This is a genomic window from Alicyclobacillus acidoterrestris, from assembly GCF_022674245.1.
Classification (GTDB): Bacteria; Bacillota; Bacilli; order Alicyclobacillales; family Alicyclobacillaceae; genus Alicyclobacillus; species Alicyclobacillus acidoterrestris.
In genome coordinates this window covers 397,558-411,102 of sequence record NZ_CP080467.1, presented here as the reverse complement: position 1 = coordinate 411,102, position 13,545 = coordinate 397,558, and the positions used below count along the sequence as shown (strand labels likewise).

Below are 13,545 nucleotides of genomic sequence, written 5' to 3'. Positions count from 1 at the left end.
ATAGCGTAAGATGGACATTATCCAGCGCGGTATCTGTTGGATATGAAAACCTGCTACGCTAATCATTCAGCCCCTTTCCCTCAAGAATTCTCTGCATACATTTTTCTATTCGTGACTCACGAGTTTTGGATTGCTTGGGTGCTGAAAAATACAGAATGTATGCTCTTTGCCGTCCTGGTGTCAATGCCTCAAAAGCGGTTTTCAAATCAGGCATTTCATGCAATTTCTTGTGAAATTCTTCTGGCATTGGCTCTGGATTCTTTCTTATCTTCGGTCTCTCCCCTAATTTCTCGACTTCAATGGCTTCATGTATATACTCTTTCAAGATAGGTTCCATCTTGATGATATCCCCCACGTTGGTGAAGCGAATCTGACGACCCACCTGCGTATTCTCTCCAGGTTTGACGAGAACGCCGTATGTATCCTTCAACAATGAACCTTTCATAAAATTCAATGAACAGAATTCTTTAAATGCACTCATCATCACGACGTTTCGCTTCTGGTATGTGTAACAAGGCTGAGACCACTTCAATTCCTCCGTCAGCCCACAGTCAAGAAGAATCGCCCTCAATCTCTTCAATTCTTCCTCCCATTTATGGACTTTGCAGTTTGGAGTGCCTCCCAGTTTGCAACGCATGCAACCCTGAGCGAGATAGGCATCCACTTTAGGATTCATCGATTTGTGTTCCATAAAATCTTCCCTCTTTTACATCCTCACCAAACTATGCTGGTTCAACCTACCCGTTGCCATCGAGCAACGGCGTCAAACCTGCATATACGATCATTATGGAGGTAATCGTACACCAAACACAAACGAGGGGAGTCACTATCATTCCCCTCGTCCCGTGAACCGTTTCTCAACTTATCCGCTTATTCACCCTGCTCTTCCACCGCCTCCACGCTCGCCGCTACCTCTTCATCTGCAGTCGGAACATCACGTTTAACTTGCACTCCGAAGTGTTCCTCAAACGCCTGAGTCATGATGGACAGGCGTTTCTGGACATTCTCCTTCCTCGCACTTCCAGACATCGATGCGTTCTTATACTCCTCTGGTCGGTTGTTCCAGAAGTTCACAACAAACTCCCCAAATTGCTTCGGGGAAATCCTGCGGTTTGTATTCCTGTTTATCTCCTGCATATCCAATACCAACTTAAAAATCATTGGCACATGGAGTTTTTTGAGGAACTCCTCTTCTCCACTAAATGCTTTATTGAGATCATGGCAGGCATTCTGTATATCCGCTCTTAGCTCTTCCTTTACATCGTCTTTCCGCAATTCCTTTGCAAACTCTTTCAGTTCGTTCCCACTAAACCCAGTCTCACGCTTGCTCACCAATGCGAGAATCTGAAGCACCAATTCTTCGTCAACACATCTGCGCTTGTTTGCATTTGACAGTTTCACTTTTTCCTTAAAGAAAGGCATCTCCGTGATCTCGCGAATGAACTTATGAACGCTTTGTCCCAAGATAACCCTGGTTGTTTCAATCCTCACGAGAGGCATACCGTTGTTCCATCGAACAAAGAGTTCTTCCATCTCCTCTTCGGTCAAATCTTCTACGACAGTCAAGTCAAGGCGATACTCCAAGATTTTTTGTTGCTGTTCCTTGTCCAATTTCGAGAACTTCTTGCCCGCCAGATCACTAATTTCGGGTATCGAAGTGGATAGCGCATATTTATCATCCACAAAGCCTTGAATGCTGGTTAGGCGTTGCTTGCCATCGAGAACATGAAATGTGTCGCCTTCTTTTGCAAAGAAGAGACTGGGAATCGGATATCCCATCAACATGGAATGAATCAATAGGGATTTCCTCTTCCGATCCCAAATATCTTCCTTACGCTGAATCACAAGGTCGGTCGAAATCTGGGTGGAGCCACCTCTCAACAGGCTCTCAACTGTCTGTTCGCTTTTGGTTGTTTTCATTCGTCCCGCTCCTCATCTGTGCAATCGTAGCAACGACCTCAAAATCAATATAGTTATGTACCTAACATTTCACACGCTATTATAGCGTAAATTCAGGGAGAAGTAAGAGCAAGGCAGGGAAAATGAAAGGGCAGAGTGAATTGAGTTACAAAGGGGTGGCAATTTGTCTGAAGCGATTCTGGCGCAACGGCGGTCTCCAGGAATCACAGCACCGAAAGCGAGAATACCCATTCACATTTTTTGAGCCACAAACACCCCGTCTCCGTTTGAGTGTCACTTGAACACAAAAGTTGTTACAGGCTGTTGATAGAATTACATCAGACATGGATTATGACAAGGCTGAACCGAAAAGTTGTTCTCGAATCGCTTTATATATAGTGGAGGTGTTCCGCCAGAACAACTTTTTGGTTCGTCATAATGAACTCTGATTTTCTGAATGCGTATATCTCAGCATTGTGTGGTCGCAAAGTCCAAAGTTGCATTTCAACGTTCTGCGGAAAAAACGCTCAAAAGATGGCTCATCAGGTCAGCGAGGCTCTTGTTACCAAATGCTATTCATATCGTTAGCGGGACTTGTGTGGATGGTTTTCAACAATGCCCTGCGGCACAGGGGAAATGTGACTCTGTGGATACGATTCAACTTTTCTGGATAGCGGAAGTCTGGTCGTCGTGCAACCAAAATGCAGATGTCTTCATGAGGGATGGGCATCCTATCCCAATGACGACCAACACGATTGGCGAAACTCCTAAAGACCACCTCAATCAGCGAAGGATAGGATTTCCGTAGCAAGGGACAATAGTTTCACTGAACTGCATTCCGAGGGAACGCCTTTCACAAGATTTGGGGACTTGTGCGAAGCTACGACATAGCGCACTTGTGACCAACAAGCAAACTCGAACACCCCTGTGTAGGGCGCGAGCCCATTCCATTCCACTTCAAAACAATCCCTTCTTACCCCAACAATCCGTGACAAACACTCCTCACCCACTCATGCTGATGGCTCCAACACCCCCAAACATCGATCATCCATTCACGAATCGCGCCGTCACGCTTATCCCCAGGCGGTTCATGCAAAACGTCCATTACTGTCACGGAATAGGATCTCTGGGGTAGAGATAATGTGTCCCAAGGGTATTTCAAACGTGCTATCAGCATGTGGACGCGCTGAACTTGTCTGCCGTTGTATCCATGTTCAACAGCATAATACAGCCCAATCAGGGCGAACAGAGTACTGATGTTTTTCATGCCGCTACCAGAGTGCTGGGCGGCGTAGGCATCCACAACATGCTGATGGATGAAATCGTCCGCTCTATGGCTCAGCGTGTAAGCCGTCAGTTCACTGTATTTCTCATAACACTCCGTCGCCGCGTTGTAACTATGCCTTGGCGAAATCTGCTGTTTTGGGAATGTCAATCCGCACCCTGGACAATGGGATGTCTGTATATTGGCATCCATCATTTAATTGCATACCCCCAGCGCAATTGCAGAGAAATAGGGTTCAGGCATCTATGGAGCGGACAAATGTCGTCACATTCCCCAAGCAACAACTACCCTGCGGATTATTGACTTCACAGCCACAGCGATCTGCCTGCACCTGCTCGCTGATGTACTGGACGGGATTCTGATTCTCACGAATGGCTTCCATGAGCCGCTCCCTCGTCCACCCAAAGCAATAGCACACAGGAACACCCATCGCTCCATCTTTCTGAAACACAGGCACTTTGACATCATCTTTGTCGAATGTCTGCTGATCGCAATAGTAGACGACTGTACAGTTGGCGTTTGAGCAGAAAGCGTAGGACAACTGCGGGTCAAGGGATTGCAGGGCTGATGGCGTAAGAAGAGCCTTCAACGTGATGAGTTGTACTCGCTTCCCCTTTTGATGGCATAAAGGGCAGTGTAAAGAGGCAAGTTCGCTCTCTGCGATTTGGCAACAATCATCCAAGTAGCAGTCCTCCTTAATCTTTGGCACTCACCCTCATGCCAGGGGTTTAAGGTCAAATCCGTGTTCGTTATTCGAGAAAATCAGCAAATTGATACCCTTTCCTTCGTACCGCTTCCGCTTTTCCACGTAATCGACAACCTTATCCGTAAAGGTCTGCGCGATTGCCGTTGTCCTCAACATGTTAAAATCACCGTTGACTTTCTTACGCAGGAACCAATCCTCGTATTGCAAGAGTTGGATCAACCCATCCTCGTCAAAGCGATCTCTCTTTACTTCCACGATGTTATACGCGATGACTTCATCTTTGGTCAGTGGATTATGCGTAATGAGTAGTGCATCCATTTCTCTCCCGAAGCTCGTAGGTATGTACCCCAAGAAGTCGTCGTATTCTCCGAATATGTCCTTGAAACTCCCTTCTGCAAACTCATTAAGCAACAATGCCATCACACTGTACTCATACTTCGGATTACGGTTGCTGTTTAAATGTAATTGGCTTAGAAGATTTGGTTCGTGATATGGGTACGGTTCGCGAATCGGGTTAGGCTGTCTGAGAACAGGATTAAGTTTTAGAAATAAGCGAAACAGGTGCTGAAACTCATCATTCGTGATCGAAAACAAGGTATTTGAAGCCCCTCCTGGTCGCTGGAGGCTGAACGTCCACATCAAGCCGTTGTCTTTCAAATCATACACATCGTTCAACTTAATCGGGTTTTCAAACACGTAGTCGGAGTTTTCAATTCGGACACGAAACGGGTAAACGCGGTTCGGGTCTTGGGACTCCCATACGGGTGCGGTGTCAAAAAAGGGTTTATCCAGCACTCTATATATCCCGCGCAGTTCCTTGACATCCATGATATAGAACAAAATGTAATCTCCCTTTCTAATGGGAGCCATTCGTGATATCAACGCATCGTTATATTGGTCCTTTTCATGATTCGGGATGCCTGCTATGCCACGACGAATGCATACGTCGAAGTTCTTCCCATTCAGAACAAAAATGTGAACAGACATGAAATCGCCTCTTAAACAGTCGTGTTTCAATTCATCGCTATGATTTGAATTCGACAAAGACCCTCTCCTACCTTCATGAGTAACTCATCAATCCTGTTTGAAACCAAACAACATTGAACCATATTTTTACAAATCATTATTCTTGAGTTATGATATTTGAAAACAGGGTGAGTTAGTAGCTTCGTGAGCAGTTATTCAGGTTGAAGACTGGAATGGAGGGGCACAGTGACGAGTGATCGGAACTCGAACGGACAACCGCCGCACACTGTAAGATTTCTCAATCAGCCAGTCTGCAGAACAGAAGTCCCCATGGCAGTCAGTACAAAACGTGTAATCCAGAGACATCAAGAAGTGATGTGCAAGCTGAAAAGGCTTTTCAGGGAGTAGGGATGATGGACGGCGACGGTCTTGTTGGAAACTCCGAGCTTCAATGGCATGAGCAGGACACGGAAGGCAAGTACGAAGCCGTGGTGAAGAGGCTACAAGCCATCAACGACCAGATTCGAGTGTATGAAAACCGCTATGGTGTGACATTCGAGGACTTACACGGTCGCCTGACCGACGAAGTGTCAGAAGCGGTTGACATTGGTGATTGGAAGTGGCTTCTTGAAAAACGAAAGCGGCTCATAGAAGAGTATGATAAAGATGATGTCCCAGACGGCATATACGCTGTTCCCCGCGACCCGAACCAACCCAGAGTACAGGTTCGTCGGCTTTATGAGTACTGCGTGGAACGCGGACTTAGCCCTTCCCAACTTTCAGAAGCGGAGATGGCTCAATTCATCGTGTGCCCAGATAGAGACAGGGAGAGGAAAACGAATTGGGATTAGTCCCAATAAATCTTATCCCGCAAAACCCTGAACAAACGGAGGTCTGCGATATGTTCGTCATCCACTGCAACAGTTGCAGTCGTGAGGTTGAGTGGAAAGATGGAGCCGAGCTTGGCAAACTCCAAATTGAAATGTGCGGCTCGACCGTCATTTGTGCATGTGGACACGGAGTTGGCGATGATAATGGGACGTTGCGGGAATTTGATGTGCCAGATGCGGAGTGAAAAGGCAGGAGTAAGTGCGGGGCTGTTGGGCGGAGGGACACCTACCTTTCTCGCGACAGTAATATATCTACCGTCGCGGACGTACTGATGGCATGGAGAACACTGGTGAGCGATATACCATCAAACGGGACATTATGCCCCATCGAGAGTGACGTTCAGCACTAACCGAATCGTCGCCCATCCCGTCATCGCGGCGCACACATTTCGCTGAGCACCGAATCTAAACTGTTTCCAATCTCCTGGTTTGCTCCACGGGTGCCAGCGAGCCACGAGACAGTTAGCACAGTCACACATCCAGGTGACAAGCACTCGCGACCATGGAATTTGCAGACTTCGCTGTTTGCGTTCCGAGTGGGTTAATACGCAAACCTATCCATTCCACATGCTTTGATTGATGAAAATCACTTTCTCTGTAGACTTGACATGGAACCCGTTAATTCTGGTTTCTTAAAGCCCGTAAGGGCGAAAAGAGTGTCTCTGGTTGTGGTGCGTTTCAATGCCTTCGTGAAGGAATGGTGTAGCCAATCAGCCAACTTGTAACGCGAAGTATTCCATGACGCTTGATGATCGCATTTCGATGACAGCAGACTCTACCGCTTGCTGACCAGGGTACGTAAAATGAGTGGTTCCATCATTCCACATTGTTGGATTGATAAAAATCACTTTCCTAACAATTTGGGCATGATACCCCAGAACCTTGGAGCGTAAACGCCTGTAAGGGCGGCAAAAGGGTTTATGAGGCTTATGCCTTACAAGTCATTGAATAGATGGTTTCTGTTGCACTTTTTGTTGGTTGTCATTTTGCCCAAGACACCATGTCGCTTGACGTTGTTGGTTGTATAATGACTGGCGGGTTTGATAGTTACCATCATGAAGAACAAGCGTTGCTGTGAAACGAACTCACCGTGGAAAGGAACTTCCCTAACTCCCCACCTAAATCCCTGCTCTTTGGAGGTGTCCGCCATGGCAAACCTGAATCCGAATGATGCTCTAAAACAGTCAAGAGATGCACAGGGCAAGCCAGACGCAGGACCGAGGGTCGTCTGGAAACGTCCCCGTATCAGTGCTCCAATGCCCACTCCATCGCCACATGAAGAGAGAGTACGACGGGAGAGCAGGCGGTTATTGGGTTATATCAAAGATAATTGGGCAGAAGTACAGTGAGGCGGAAAAACGACGTCGATATTTTCATGAATCTGCCAGTCCCTATTTAACTATTCGACTTTTCCATAACCGCAAAGTAGTTCCCTTCATTATCTGCGAAATTAAACACTTTTCGAGTACCCATATGTACAATCTCGCCGACTGCAACTCCCTTGCTGGATAGATTGCTGTGTAATTCGGCAAGGTTTTCTGTGAAAAATAACAAGGAAGGTGTACCAAGGTTCAATTCAGGTTGCATTTTGGAGATAAGTTCCTTATTGTGGAGCACAATACTCGTTTCTGCTCGTTTTGTCGGAGCGATTTCAATCCATCGCATGCCCTGACCGTTATCTTCTTCGGAAATGACGCTAAACCCCATTTTATCTGTCCAAAAACTCACCGCTTCTGCTTGGTTACTTACATACAACATAACTTGCCCAACCTTGTGAATCATTCAACTTTCCTCCTCGTACGTGTTTCAAAGTAACTCTCGTAACTCGGCTGACATTTGTTCGACCAGCTCAGGTCTGCCATGAAATTGTGCAGGTGTGTTCTGGAACAACACAATCCTCCATTCCCCTCCCGTCCACGTCGCGATCAGAGTGTGATGCGTATTGACATTCGGGTTGATGTCGGATTGTCCACGGGGAACCATCCCTGCGATCGCTCGGAGAACGGCAATGTCTGGCGATAGAAAGCGAACAGATTTCACTTTGCTCACGAAGCGAGCAGTCGCGTGATGCTCGAAGATTGGTGCTATATGTGCGTAAATTTCAGCTTGTCCAATCACTTGACTCCCATCGAAGCCAATCTGCTCTCCGTCCTCGATGTACAAGTCAGCCATGCCACGAGCATCTTGATTGTTCCATGCATCGAGCAATTGCTGGTAAAGAGCCCTAACTTGTTGTTCGCGTGAGTCCATGCCATGCCCTCCCTCATCCCAACCGCCCAATGATTTTCATTCCTGGTCTTATTCATTCGGATTTGCCAATACAAACGTATTGCCATCGGGGTCTTTAAAGATAGCCTCGATTCCTCCCCAATTGGCTCTCTCGGCATCCTTCACAAATTCAACGCCACGTTCTTTCAGTAACTTACAAGTTCCCACCACGTCTTCACATGTAAAAGCGACATTTTGATATCCCCCGATGCGCTCTTCTTGTCCAGGAGGTGTGAACAGTACGACGTCCGTTTGCGCCCCAGGTGGTCGAAGCTGAATCCAGCGGGTTCCGTTTCCAAATGGTTGATCGGTCACAATCTCAAAGCCAAGTTTTTCAGTGTAAAATTGTAAGGCAATATCCTGATTTGAGACAGGTATGCTGACAAAACTCACTCGTATCATGTTCATCATCCTTTCATCTTGTACATCGGTCATGGCTCACTCGCCCAGCCATATCGTTTATACCTGACCTAATCTCAACGCCCTTACTGGCTTAATATCAAATTCGGGTAATCGGATTTTGTGGTGGAATGGACAAGAATCTTAGATTATGAAACCGTATAAACACTCATTATGATGGTTGTTTATGTTGTTTTTCAACGTGGTTCTTATTCAACTAACGCCCCCTTATGCGACACAACTTGGTCAAGGATTATCAGTAATGTTCGGTATCCACATCAGACGAAGAAGGTAAAAGCGGACTATACATCATGATCGCATGGTTTTCTGTAATGCACTCATCATTGACACAAGTACCATCAGCATTGAATTTCTTTCTCCAAATTTGATTGTGACGCAAGTATTTCCCACTGACGTGCTGAGTGATGCAGTGGTTTTTCTCTGTAATTTCGTAACTGTACTGTGCAGGAGATATGCTTCGCCATTCTCCAACCAAATGAGTAGGGGTAAGCTTCAGACACAAATAGTGCTTATCGTTTGTATCATTGCGGATTTGCAGGTCAATGTAGTTATATGCAATAGTAGCTCCACTTCCAAACGGAAGCGTTCGATTCGAATCAGGGAACACGTCGTATTGGTGGCGAAAACGTTCAACAACTGTTAATTCTGTATGCAGTGTCATCCAGTAAATAAGATTTGAGAGTTGGCACAGTCCGCCACCATGCCCAACACGCATTTCGCCGTTTATCAAAACCATTCCAGGTAGATATCCTTTTCGCTTCGAGGGACGCCCGACCAGTCTCCACACACTTAACGTTTCTCCTGGATGTAGGACTAATCCGTTCAACCGAGCGATTGCCAATTGTAAATTCCGAACCTTGTTGCTCTGCAACCACATGTCTACATTGCGGAGTTCACGCATTGTGCGAGATTGGTGTGTCGCAATTACATGCGGAAACACAATTACTCCAGAATGGTTATCCATTCGTTCTGTGGCATATCGAGTGCCCGATAAGTACCACTGAACAACTCTCTTGGACGAAAAAAACAGACTCCCCACACGTAGTCGTAAATTACTTCGCTGGATCGGATTGGGTATGACACTTTGTGACACACGCATCACCTCGTCATACTAATGTTACCGAATATTCACGTTGCCATGATATTGCGTTTATCTGCCCAATAGCGACATTACTGGTGTCGTCGCAAAACTGAATGTTTATGCAAGATCAACGAGTGGCTGTAAGTACTGATTCCACCACAAAATCCGAAGACCCTCAAATTCCTGCTTCATCGGTACTTCACACAACAGGGTACAGACAGGCGTTACGTCATCTGCCTCAACAAGCAAATAGAAAACGTGATCAGGATGACCTGCTACCGCGAAGTGAACTTTCACCCCTAACTCCTCACAACGGGTTGGAATGGATGGCAAAAACTCCTGTAGCGCCAGCCTGATGTCTTCGTTGTATATCCCGCAGTGATTCACGTCGTGCCTTGCAGTCACGTGAAACAGCAAACACCTCGCCCCCTGCATGATCGAATTGCAATTACTGATTACTGGATGTACTCGTTCCCTTCTTGCCCATCCATTACCCATTCAAGAATAACACACACTGCATTCGGGCATATACACTCCCCAGTATCCACGAATACAAGAGTTTACGCCTATTGTTTTATTAGCCATATAGCTATATACTCAATCCAAAAGATTCATCGACACATGAGCACGGAAGGTCAGTGAAAGCGATGAAATCCCATGAATGAACGTGTGTTTAAAGCGATGTCCGACGGCACACGCAGAAAAATCATCGAATTATTGAAGGAAGGTCCGAAAACGGCTGGCGAGATCGCCAATCACTTCCCATACGCCCAGCCCACCATAAGTCGTCACCTGAACGTGCTTAAAAATGCGAATTTAGTCGTTGATCAACGCGAGGGAACTTACATCATTTACAGGCTCAACACAACGATCTTACAAGAATGGCTTGCATGGCTTCTTGAACACTTTGGGAGTGGTGGTAGTGATGAATAAGAAAGGCGCAATGCCTTGGTGGGGATGGTTTTCGTGGGTTGTCGTCATCGTGCTCGGCTGTCTTGCGTACTTTCATCTCCCTGCCCAGGTTCCAAGCCATGTTCATGCGGGAAAGCCGACACTTTACATTTCCCGTCTACTTGCCGTTATGTACGAACCGTCCATTATGCTCGTCATCATACTCCTATGGCATGTGTTGTGGCGGATTGATCCGAGGAAAAGAAACTACGTATCGTTCTGGGGGACTTATCGATATATCGGCGGCGTGATCGTCGTATGCGTTGGATTGATTTACCTCACAGTTTTAGGACACCTTTTGCACATTGGCACAATGCGTTTCGCTCTCACCGCATACGGTCTGATGTTCATGTTGATTGCAAACGTCCTGCCACGACTTCGACCGAATTGGTGGATTGGTGTTCGCACACCTTGGACGTTATCCAGTGAGGAAACTTGGAATCGCACGCACCGTTTGAGTGGACAATTAGGCATTCCGATGGGAATTCTAATCATGATTCTTGCCTGGGTCTTGCCCACAAACCGATTCACAGTAGCGGCTGTCGTCATACCCGTTCTCTTATGGGCACTGATTACCGTCGTGGCTTCGTATTTCTACGCCCGACAAGAGCGGCACTAAGGGTATGTTTATAAGCGCTGGCTACCCACCGAGTCTATGTCGCAGGGGGTATGGGTAATGGCTGAAGAAAAGATTGTGATAGGCGCCAAAACCAATCATCCGCTCAATGGCATGTTATCCATTCCAGATGAGACGAATGGGTTATGTCCAGCAGTTGTATTGGTTCACGGATCTGGTCCGAGCAATATGGATGAGAAGGTCGGGAACAATTACCCTTTTCGAGACCTCGCAGAAGGTCTGTCGGCAAAAGGGATTGCGGTGTTGCGTTATGACAAGAGAACCTTCGTATACGGCAAACAAATGAAAGATGACGTTGGCATCTCCGTAAGGGAGGAAACCATCGAAGATGCCATCCTCGCGGCTGAATTTCTGCGAAGCGATACGAGGATCGATCCGAACAAGGTGTTTGTAATTGGTCACAGTTTAGGCGGAATGCTGGCTCCTCGAATCGATGCAGTAGGTGGACATTTCGCGGGAATCATCATCATGGCTGGTTCTCCGCGCAAACTTGAAGAAATACTGATGGATCAAAACAACGATGTCCTGAACTCTTTAAACAGGTTTTTGAAAGTGATCGCAAAGAAACAGATCGCCGCATTGTCCGCTAAGTTTGGCAAGATTTATAACCTCAGCGACGAAGAGGCGAAATCGACGAAGCTGTTAGGCAAATATACGAGGGCATACTACTTCAAAGAAATGGGGGAACATCCGTCCACCGATTATCTGAAGGCATTAGACAAACCTGTGCTAATTCTGCAAGGCGATAAGGATTTCCATCTATCCATCGAAAAGGACTTTGGTGGTTATCAAAAACTGCTCTGCGATAAACCAAACGTTACATTCAAGCTCTACCCGAACCTGAATCATCTGTTTATGCCTGCTGTTTATGGAGAGATACGCAAAGCAAAAAAGGAGTATCGGGTCGCGCAACATGTAGATGAACAAGTTATTGAGGACATTGCGAACTGGATTCTTTCCGTTTGAGACATATCAAAGGAAAGTCACTTTGTAACGGGGTCTTTCGATTCGTTTATCAGGAGGTGTTAGACACAATACAACGCGACACTTGCATCATGCCGCGTTGTACCAGGTCATCCATGGCTTCTCTCGTCTTCACCGCGATTCCACACAAAACTGATGATTCAACTCCACGATATGCCTTTTCAGTATGCCGCAGATCGGTTTGAAGATGGCTGTTCCGTAACAAACATCTATTCGGTGATGCGAGTAACCATCCCACGTCTTATTCCCATCGCCCCAAAGATTGTTCCGAGAGCCATGCAGAACAGACCTGTAATGAACATGGGACTGCCTACGTCCTGCGTATTAAACAATTGCGGTGCATAAGCGGTAATCGTGATAATCAGGATCGTTGCCATCACTACTGCTACACCCATGCAAAACAAGATCACCACTTCTGGAATAAATACGAACTTCAGTTCTGAGAGTTGGAAGTCTGTCCTTTGAATCATAAGAGAGACTGCAACCGTACCAACAATCAGCATCACAGCCATCAAAGCGACATAGCCGCCCAGAAACACATAAATGTGAGTCAATGCATACGCGATATGATGCCAGTTCGCCAATACTGCCGTAGCAAGGATACTTGTCAGCAAACATGATAGGGCGACCGCAAAGGGTATCAATACGTTCTTTTGCCTGTGTTTGATTGCACGTCTTAGGGAGATAAAGAACACAGGCAACCCACCAATCAAAAACGCCAGGAATGATAGGCATCCAGCAATGAAATCTGCATCAAAAAGAACTCTGAACTCTGGGTGGTACATTGCCACTGCATTGAACTGATTTAGCGGATCGGTCAATCGTTGGAGCATACTCCACCCGACTCCAAATAACATGAAGGCGCAGAAAATCATCACAACGCCAGTACGGAGTCGATTCACCATATAGGTCACTCCTTCTGTAACGCCGTTATAATTTAAATGTGCGTCCAACGCACCAATCAATAAATCAAGCACCGTAGCGGGTGTGATCTTATGCTCTTCGAGTAAAACCAACATCTCTTGTTCGTACCGTTCCCGCCACGCACGAGGATAAAGTCGGAGTAGCCAATGCATTAGAATCCCTCCAAAGATGCCAATCGCTTTTTCCCAACTGAAGTCACCTGCTCCAATGTCGCTACTTGTTTGCGAAGCACCGTGATGCCCTCGGCGGTGATGCGATACGGTCTCCGCCGATCCTCTGTTGGGAGGGCTTCGATCAACCCCTGTTTTTCCAACCGCGTAATGGCACCATACAAGGTGCCAGGCTCCAATTGCGTGCCACTGAACGCCAGAATGTCCTCCATCATCGCGTATCCATGCTTCGCTCCATTCGCCAAACTCGACAGGATGAGAAACGATGCATCTGAAAACCGCCCTAATTCACTTTTCCGCACTGGAATCTCCCCAATTGTACTACGTTATTCTTATTAAGTATAACTGAATAATACTTTGTGCT

At 46.5% G+C, this 13,545-nt stretch carries 17 protein-coding genes; 5 read left to right on the top strand and 12 right to left on the bottom strand.

Going from position 1 to position 13,545, the window contains the following annotated elements; all coding sequences use genetic code 11:
* Positions 1–58: 58 nt before the first annotated feature.
* The 5 genes from K1I37_RS01990 to K1I37_RS01970 form a co-directional block, all read right to left on the bottom strand.
* On the bottom strand, positions 59–691 hold the full coding sequence (locus K1I37_RS01990; RefSeq protein ID WP_021297245.1) for a YdeI/OmpD-associated family protein: 633 nt from the start codon (positions 689–691) through the stop codon (positions 59–61).
* Between the two features lie 179 nt (positions 692–870).
* Positions 871–1,920: a DUF262 domain-containing protein gene (locus tag K1I37_RS01985; protein WP_021297246.1), complete on the bottom strand. Its 1,050-nt coding sequence runs from the start codon at positions 1,918–1,920 to the stop codon at positions 871–873.
* 952 nt (positions 1,921–2,872) lie between these two features.
* Positions 2,873–3,379: a DUF5946 family protein gene (locus tag K1I37_RS01980; protein WP_021297247.1), complete on the bottom strand. Its 507-nt coding sequence runs from the start codon at positions 3,377–3,379 to the stop codon at positions 2,873–2,875.
* A 40-nt stretch (positions 3,380–3,419) separates the two neighbouring features.
* A complete protein-coding gene (locus K1I37_RS01975) occupies positions 3,420–3,866 on the bottom strand; it encodes a putative iron-sulfur cluster-binding metallochaperone (RefSeq protein WP_021297248.1) in 447 nt (148 codons plus the stop codon).
* A gap of 33 nt (positions 3,867–3,899) precedes the next feature.
* Positions 3,900–4,877: an EVE domain-containing protein gene (locus tag K1I37_RS01970; RefSeq protein ID WP_021297249.1), complete on the bottom strand. Its 978-nt coding sequence runs from the start codon at positions 4,875–4,877 to the stop codon at positions 3,900–3,902.
* Positions 4,878–5,269: 392 nt separating this feature from the next.
* Here K1I37_RS01970 and K1I37_RS01965 point away from each other — a divergent pair, with 392 nt between their 5' ends.
* Positions 5,270–5,707 carry a hypothetical protein gene (locus K1I37_RS01965; RefSeq protein ID WP_021297250.1) on the top strand — a complete coding sequence of 146 codons (438 nt, stop codon included), beginning with the start codon at positions 5,270–5,272 and terminating at the stop codon, positions 5,705–5,707.
* Positions 5,708–5,757: 50 nt separating this feature from the next.
* The gene (locus tag K1I37_RS01960) at positions 5,758–5,931 is read left to right on the top strand and encodes a hypothetical protein (protein ID WP_021297251.1); all 174 of its coding nucleotides are present in this window, start codon (positions 5,758–5,760) and stop codon (positions 5,929–5,931) included.
* Between the two features lie 1,210 nt (positions 5,932–7,141).
* On the opposite strand, the gene K1I37_RS01955 is transcribed toward K1I37_RS01960, so the two are convergent.
* The 5 genes from K1I37_RS01955 to K1I37_RS01935 all read right to left on the bottom strand — a co-directional run bounded on the left by K1I37_RS01955 (position 7,142) and on the right by K1I37_RS01935 (position 9,932).
* Positions 7,142–7,528 (bottom strand): VOC family protein, encoded by a 387-nt coding sequence (locus K1I37_RS01955; protein WP_021297253.1) that lies wholly within the window; start codon positions 7,526–7,528, stop codon positions 7,142–7,144.
* A gap of 24 nt (positions 7,529–7,552) precedes the next feature.
* Positions 7,553–7,996, bottom strand: coding sequence for an SgcJ/EcaC family oxidoreductase (locus K1I37_RS01950; RefSeq protein ID WP_021297254.1), 444 nt, complete (start codon positions 7,994–7,996; stop codon positions 7,553–7,555).
* A 48-nt stretch (positions 7,997–8,044) separates the two neighbouring features.
* Complete coding sequence (locus tag K1I37_RS01945) at positions 8,045–8,449, bottom strand: VOC family protein (RefSeq protein WP_081654156.1); 405 nt, start codon at positions 8,447–8,449, stop codon at positions 8,045–8,047.
* A 220-nt stretch (positions 8,450–8,669) separates the two neighbouring features.
* Complete coding sequence (locus K1I37_RS01940) at positions 8,670–9,533, bottom strand: VanW family protein (protein ID WP_031218942.1); 864 nt, start codon at positions 9,531–9,533, stop codon at positions 8,670–8,672.
* Positions 9,534–9,632: 99 nt separating this feature from the next.
* Positions 9,633–9,932 carry a hypothetical protein gene (locus K1I37_RS01935; RefSeq protein ID WP_021297257.1) on the bottom strand — a complete coding sequence of 100 codons (300 nt, stop codon included), beginning with the start codon at positions 9,930–9,932 and terminating at the stop codon, positions 9,633–9,635.
* A 240-nt stretch (positions 9,933–10,172) separates the two neighbouring features.
* On the opposite strand from K1I37_RS01935, the gene K1I37_RS01930 reads away from it, so the two are divergent.
* The 3 genes from K1I37_RS01930 to K1I37_RS01920 are packed head-to-tail and all read left to right on the top strand — an operon-like array spanning position 10,173 to position 12,069.
* Positions 10,173–10,448 (top strand): autorepressor SdpR family transcription factor, encoded by a 276-nt coding sequence (locus K1I37_RS01930; protein ID WP_021297258.1) that lies wholly within the window; start codon positions 10,173–10,175, stop codon positions 10,446–10,448.
* The gene (locus tag K1I37_RS01925) at positions 10,441–11,085 is read left to right on the top strand and encodes an SdpI family protein (protein ID WP_031218943.1); all 645 of its coding nucleotides are present in this window, start codon (positions 10,441–10,443) and stop codon (positions 11,083–11,085) included. The genes K1I37_RS01930 and K1I37_RS01925 overlap by 8 nt, the downstream gene beginning before the upstream one ends.
* A 57-nt stretch (positions 11,086–11,142) precedes the next feature.
* A complete protein-coding gene (locus tag K1I37_RS01920; protein WP_021297260.1) occupies positions 11,143–12,069 on the top strand; it encodes an alpha/beta hydrolase family protein in 927 nt (308 codons plus the stop codon).
* Positions 12,070–12,296: 227 nt separating this feature from the next.
* On the opposite strand, the gene K1I37_RS01915 is transcribed toward K1I37_RS01920, so the two are convergent.
* Together K1I37_RS01915 and K1I37_RS01910 are read right to left on the bottom strand one after the other, a co-directional pair.
* Positions 12,297–13,163, bottom strand: coding sequence for a hypothetical protein (locus tag K1I37_RS01915; protein ID WP_021297261.1), 867 nt, complete (start codon positions 13,161–13,163; stop codon positions 12,297–12,299).
* The gene (locus K1I37_RS01910) at positions 13,163–13,483 is read right to left on the bottom strand and encodes a PadR family transcriptional regulator (RefSeq protein ID WP_021297262.1); all 321 of its coding nucleotides are present in this window, start codon (positions 13,481–13,483) and stop codon (positions 13,163–13,165) included. The genes K1I37_RS01915 and K1I37_RS01910 overlap by 1 nt, the downstream gene beginning before the upstream one ends.
* Positions 13,484–13,545: the final 62 nt, after the last annotated feature.

What these genes read in the sequence shown, in the direction of transcription:
- K1I37_RS01990 (WP_021297245.1), bottom strand. Translation starts at nt 691, where the DNA reads ATGGAACACAAATCGATGAATCCTAAAGTGGATGCCTATCTCGCTCAG.
- K1I37_RS01985 (WP_021297246.1), bottom strand. Translation starts at nt 1,920, where the DNA reads ATGAAAACAACCAAAAGCGAACAGACAGTTGAGAGCCTGTTGAGAGGT.
- K1I37_RS01980 (WP_021297247.1), bottom strand. Translation starts at nt 3,379, where the DNA reads ATGATGGATGCCAATATACAGACATCCCATTGTCCAGGGTGCGGATTG.
- K1I37_RS01970 (WP_021297249.1), bottom strand. Translation starts at nt 4,877, where the DNA reads ATGTCTGTTCACATTTTTGTTCTGAATGGGAAGAACTTCGACGTATGC.
- K1I37_RS01965 (WP_021297250.1), top strand. Translation starts at nt 5,270, where the DNA reads ATGGACGGCGACGGTCTTGTTGGAAACTCCGAGCTTCAATGGCATGAG.
- K1I37_RS01960 (WP_021297251.1), top strand. Translation starts at nt 5,758, where the DNA reads ATGTTCGTCATCCACTGCAACAGTTGCAGTCGTGAGGTTGAGTGGAAA.
- K1I37_RS01955 (WP_021297253.1), bottom strand. Translation starts at nt 7,528, where the DNA reads ATGATTCACAAGGTTGGGCAAGTTATGTTGTATGTAAGTAACCAAGCA.
- K1I37_RS01950 (WP_021297254.1), bottom strand. Translation starts at nt 7,996, where the DNA reads ATGGACTCACGCGAACAACAAGTTAGGGCTCTTTACCAGCAATTGCTC.
- K1I37_RS01945 (WP_081654156.1), bottom strand. Translation starts at nt 8,449, where the DNA reads ATGACCGATGTACAAGATGAAAGGATGATGAACATGATACGAGTGAGT.
- K1I37_RS01940 (WP_031218942.1), bottom strand. Translation starts at nt 9,533, where the DNA reads ATGCGTGTGTCACAAAGTGTCATACCCAATCCGATCCAGCGAAGTAAT.
- K1I37_RS01930 (WP_021297258.1), top strand. Translation starts at nt 10,173, where the DNA reads ATGAATGAACGTGTGTTTAAAGCGATGTCCGACGGCACACGCAGAAAA.
- K1I37_RS01925 (WP_031218943.1), top strand. Translation starts at nt 10,441, where the DNA reads ATGAATAAGAAAGGCGCAATGCCTTGGTGGGGATGGTTTTCGTGGGTT.
- K1I37_RS01920 (WP_021297260.1), top strand. Translation starts at nt 11,143, where the DNA reads ATGGCTGAAGAAAAGATTGTGATAGGCGCCAAAACCAATCATCCGCTC.
- K1I37_RS01915 (WP_021297261.1), bottom strand. Translation starts at nt 13,163, where the DNA reads ATGCATTGGCTACTCCGACTTTATCCTCGTGCGTGGCGGGAACGGTAC.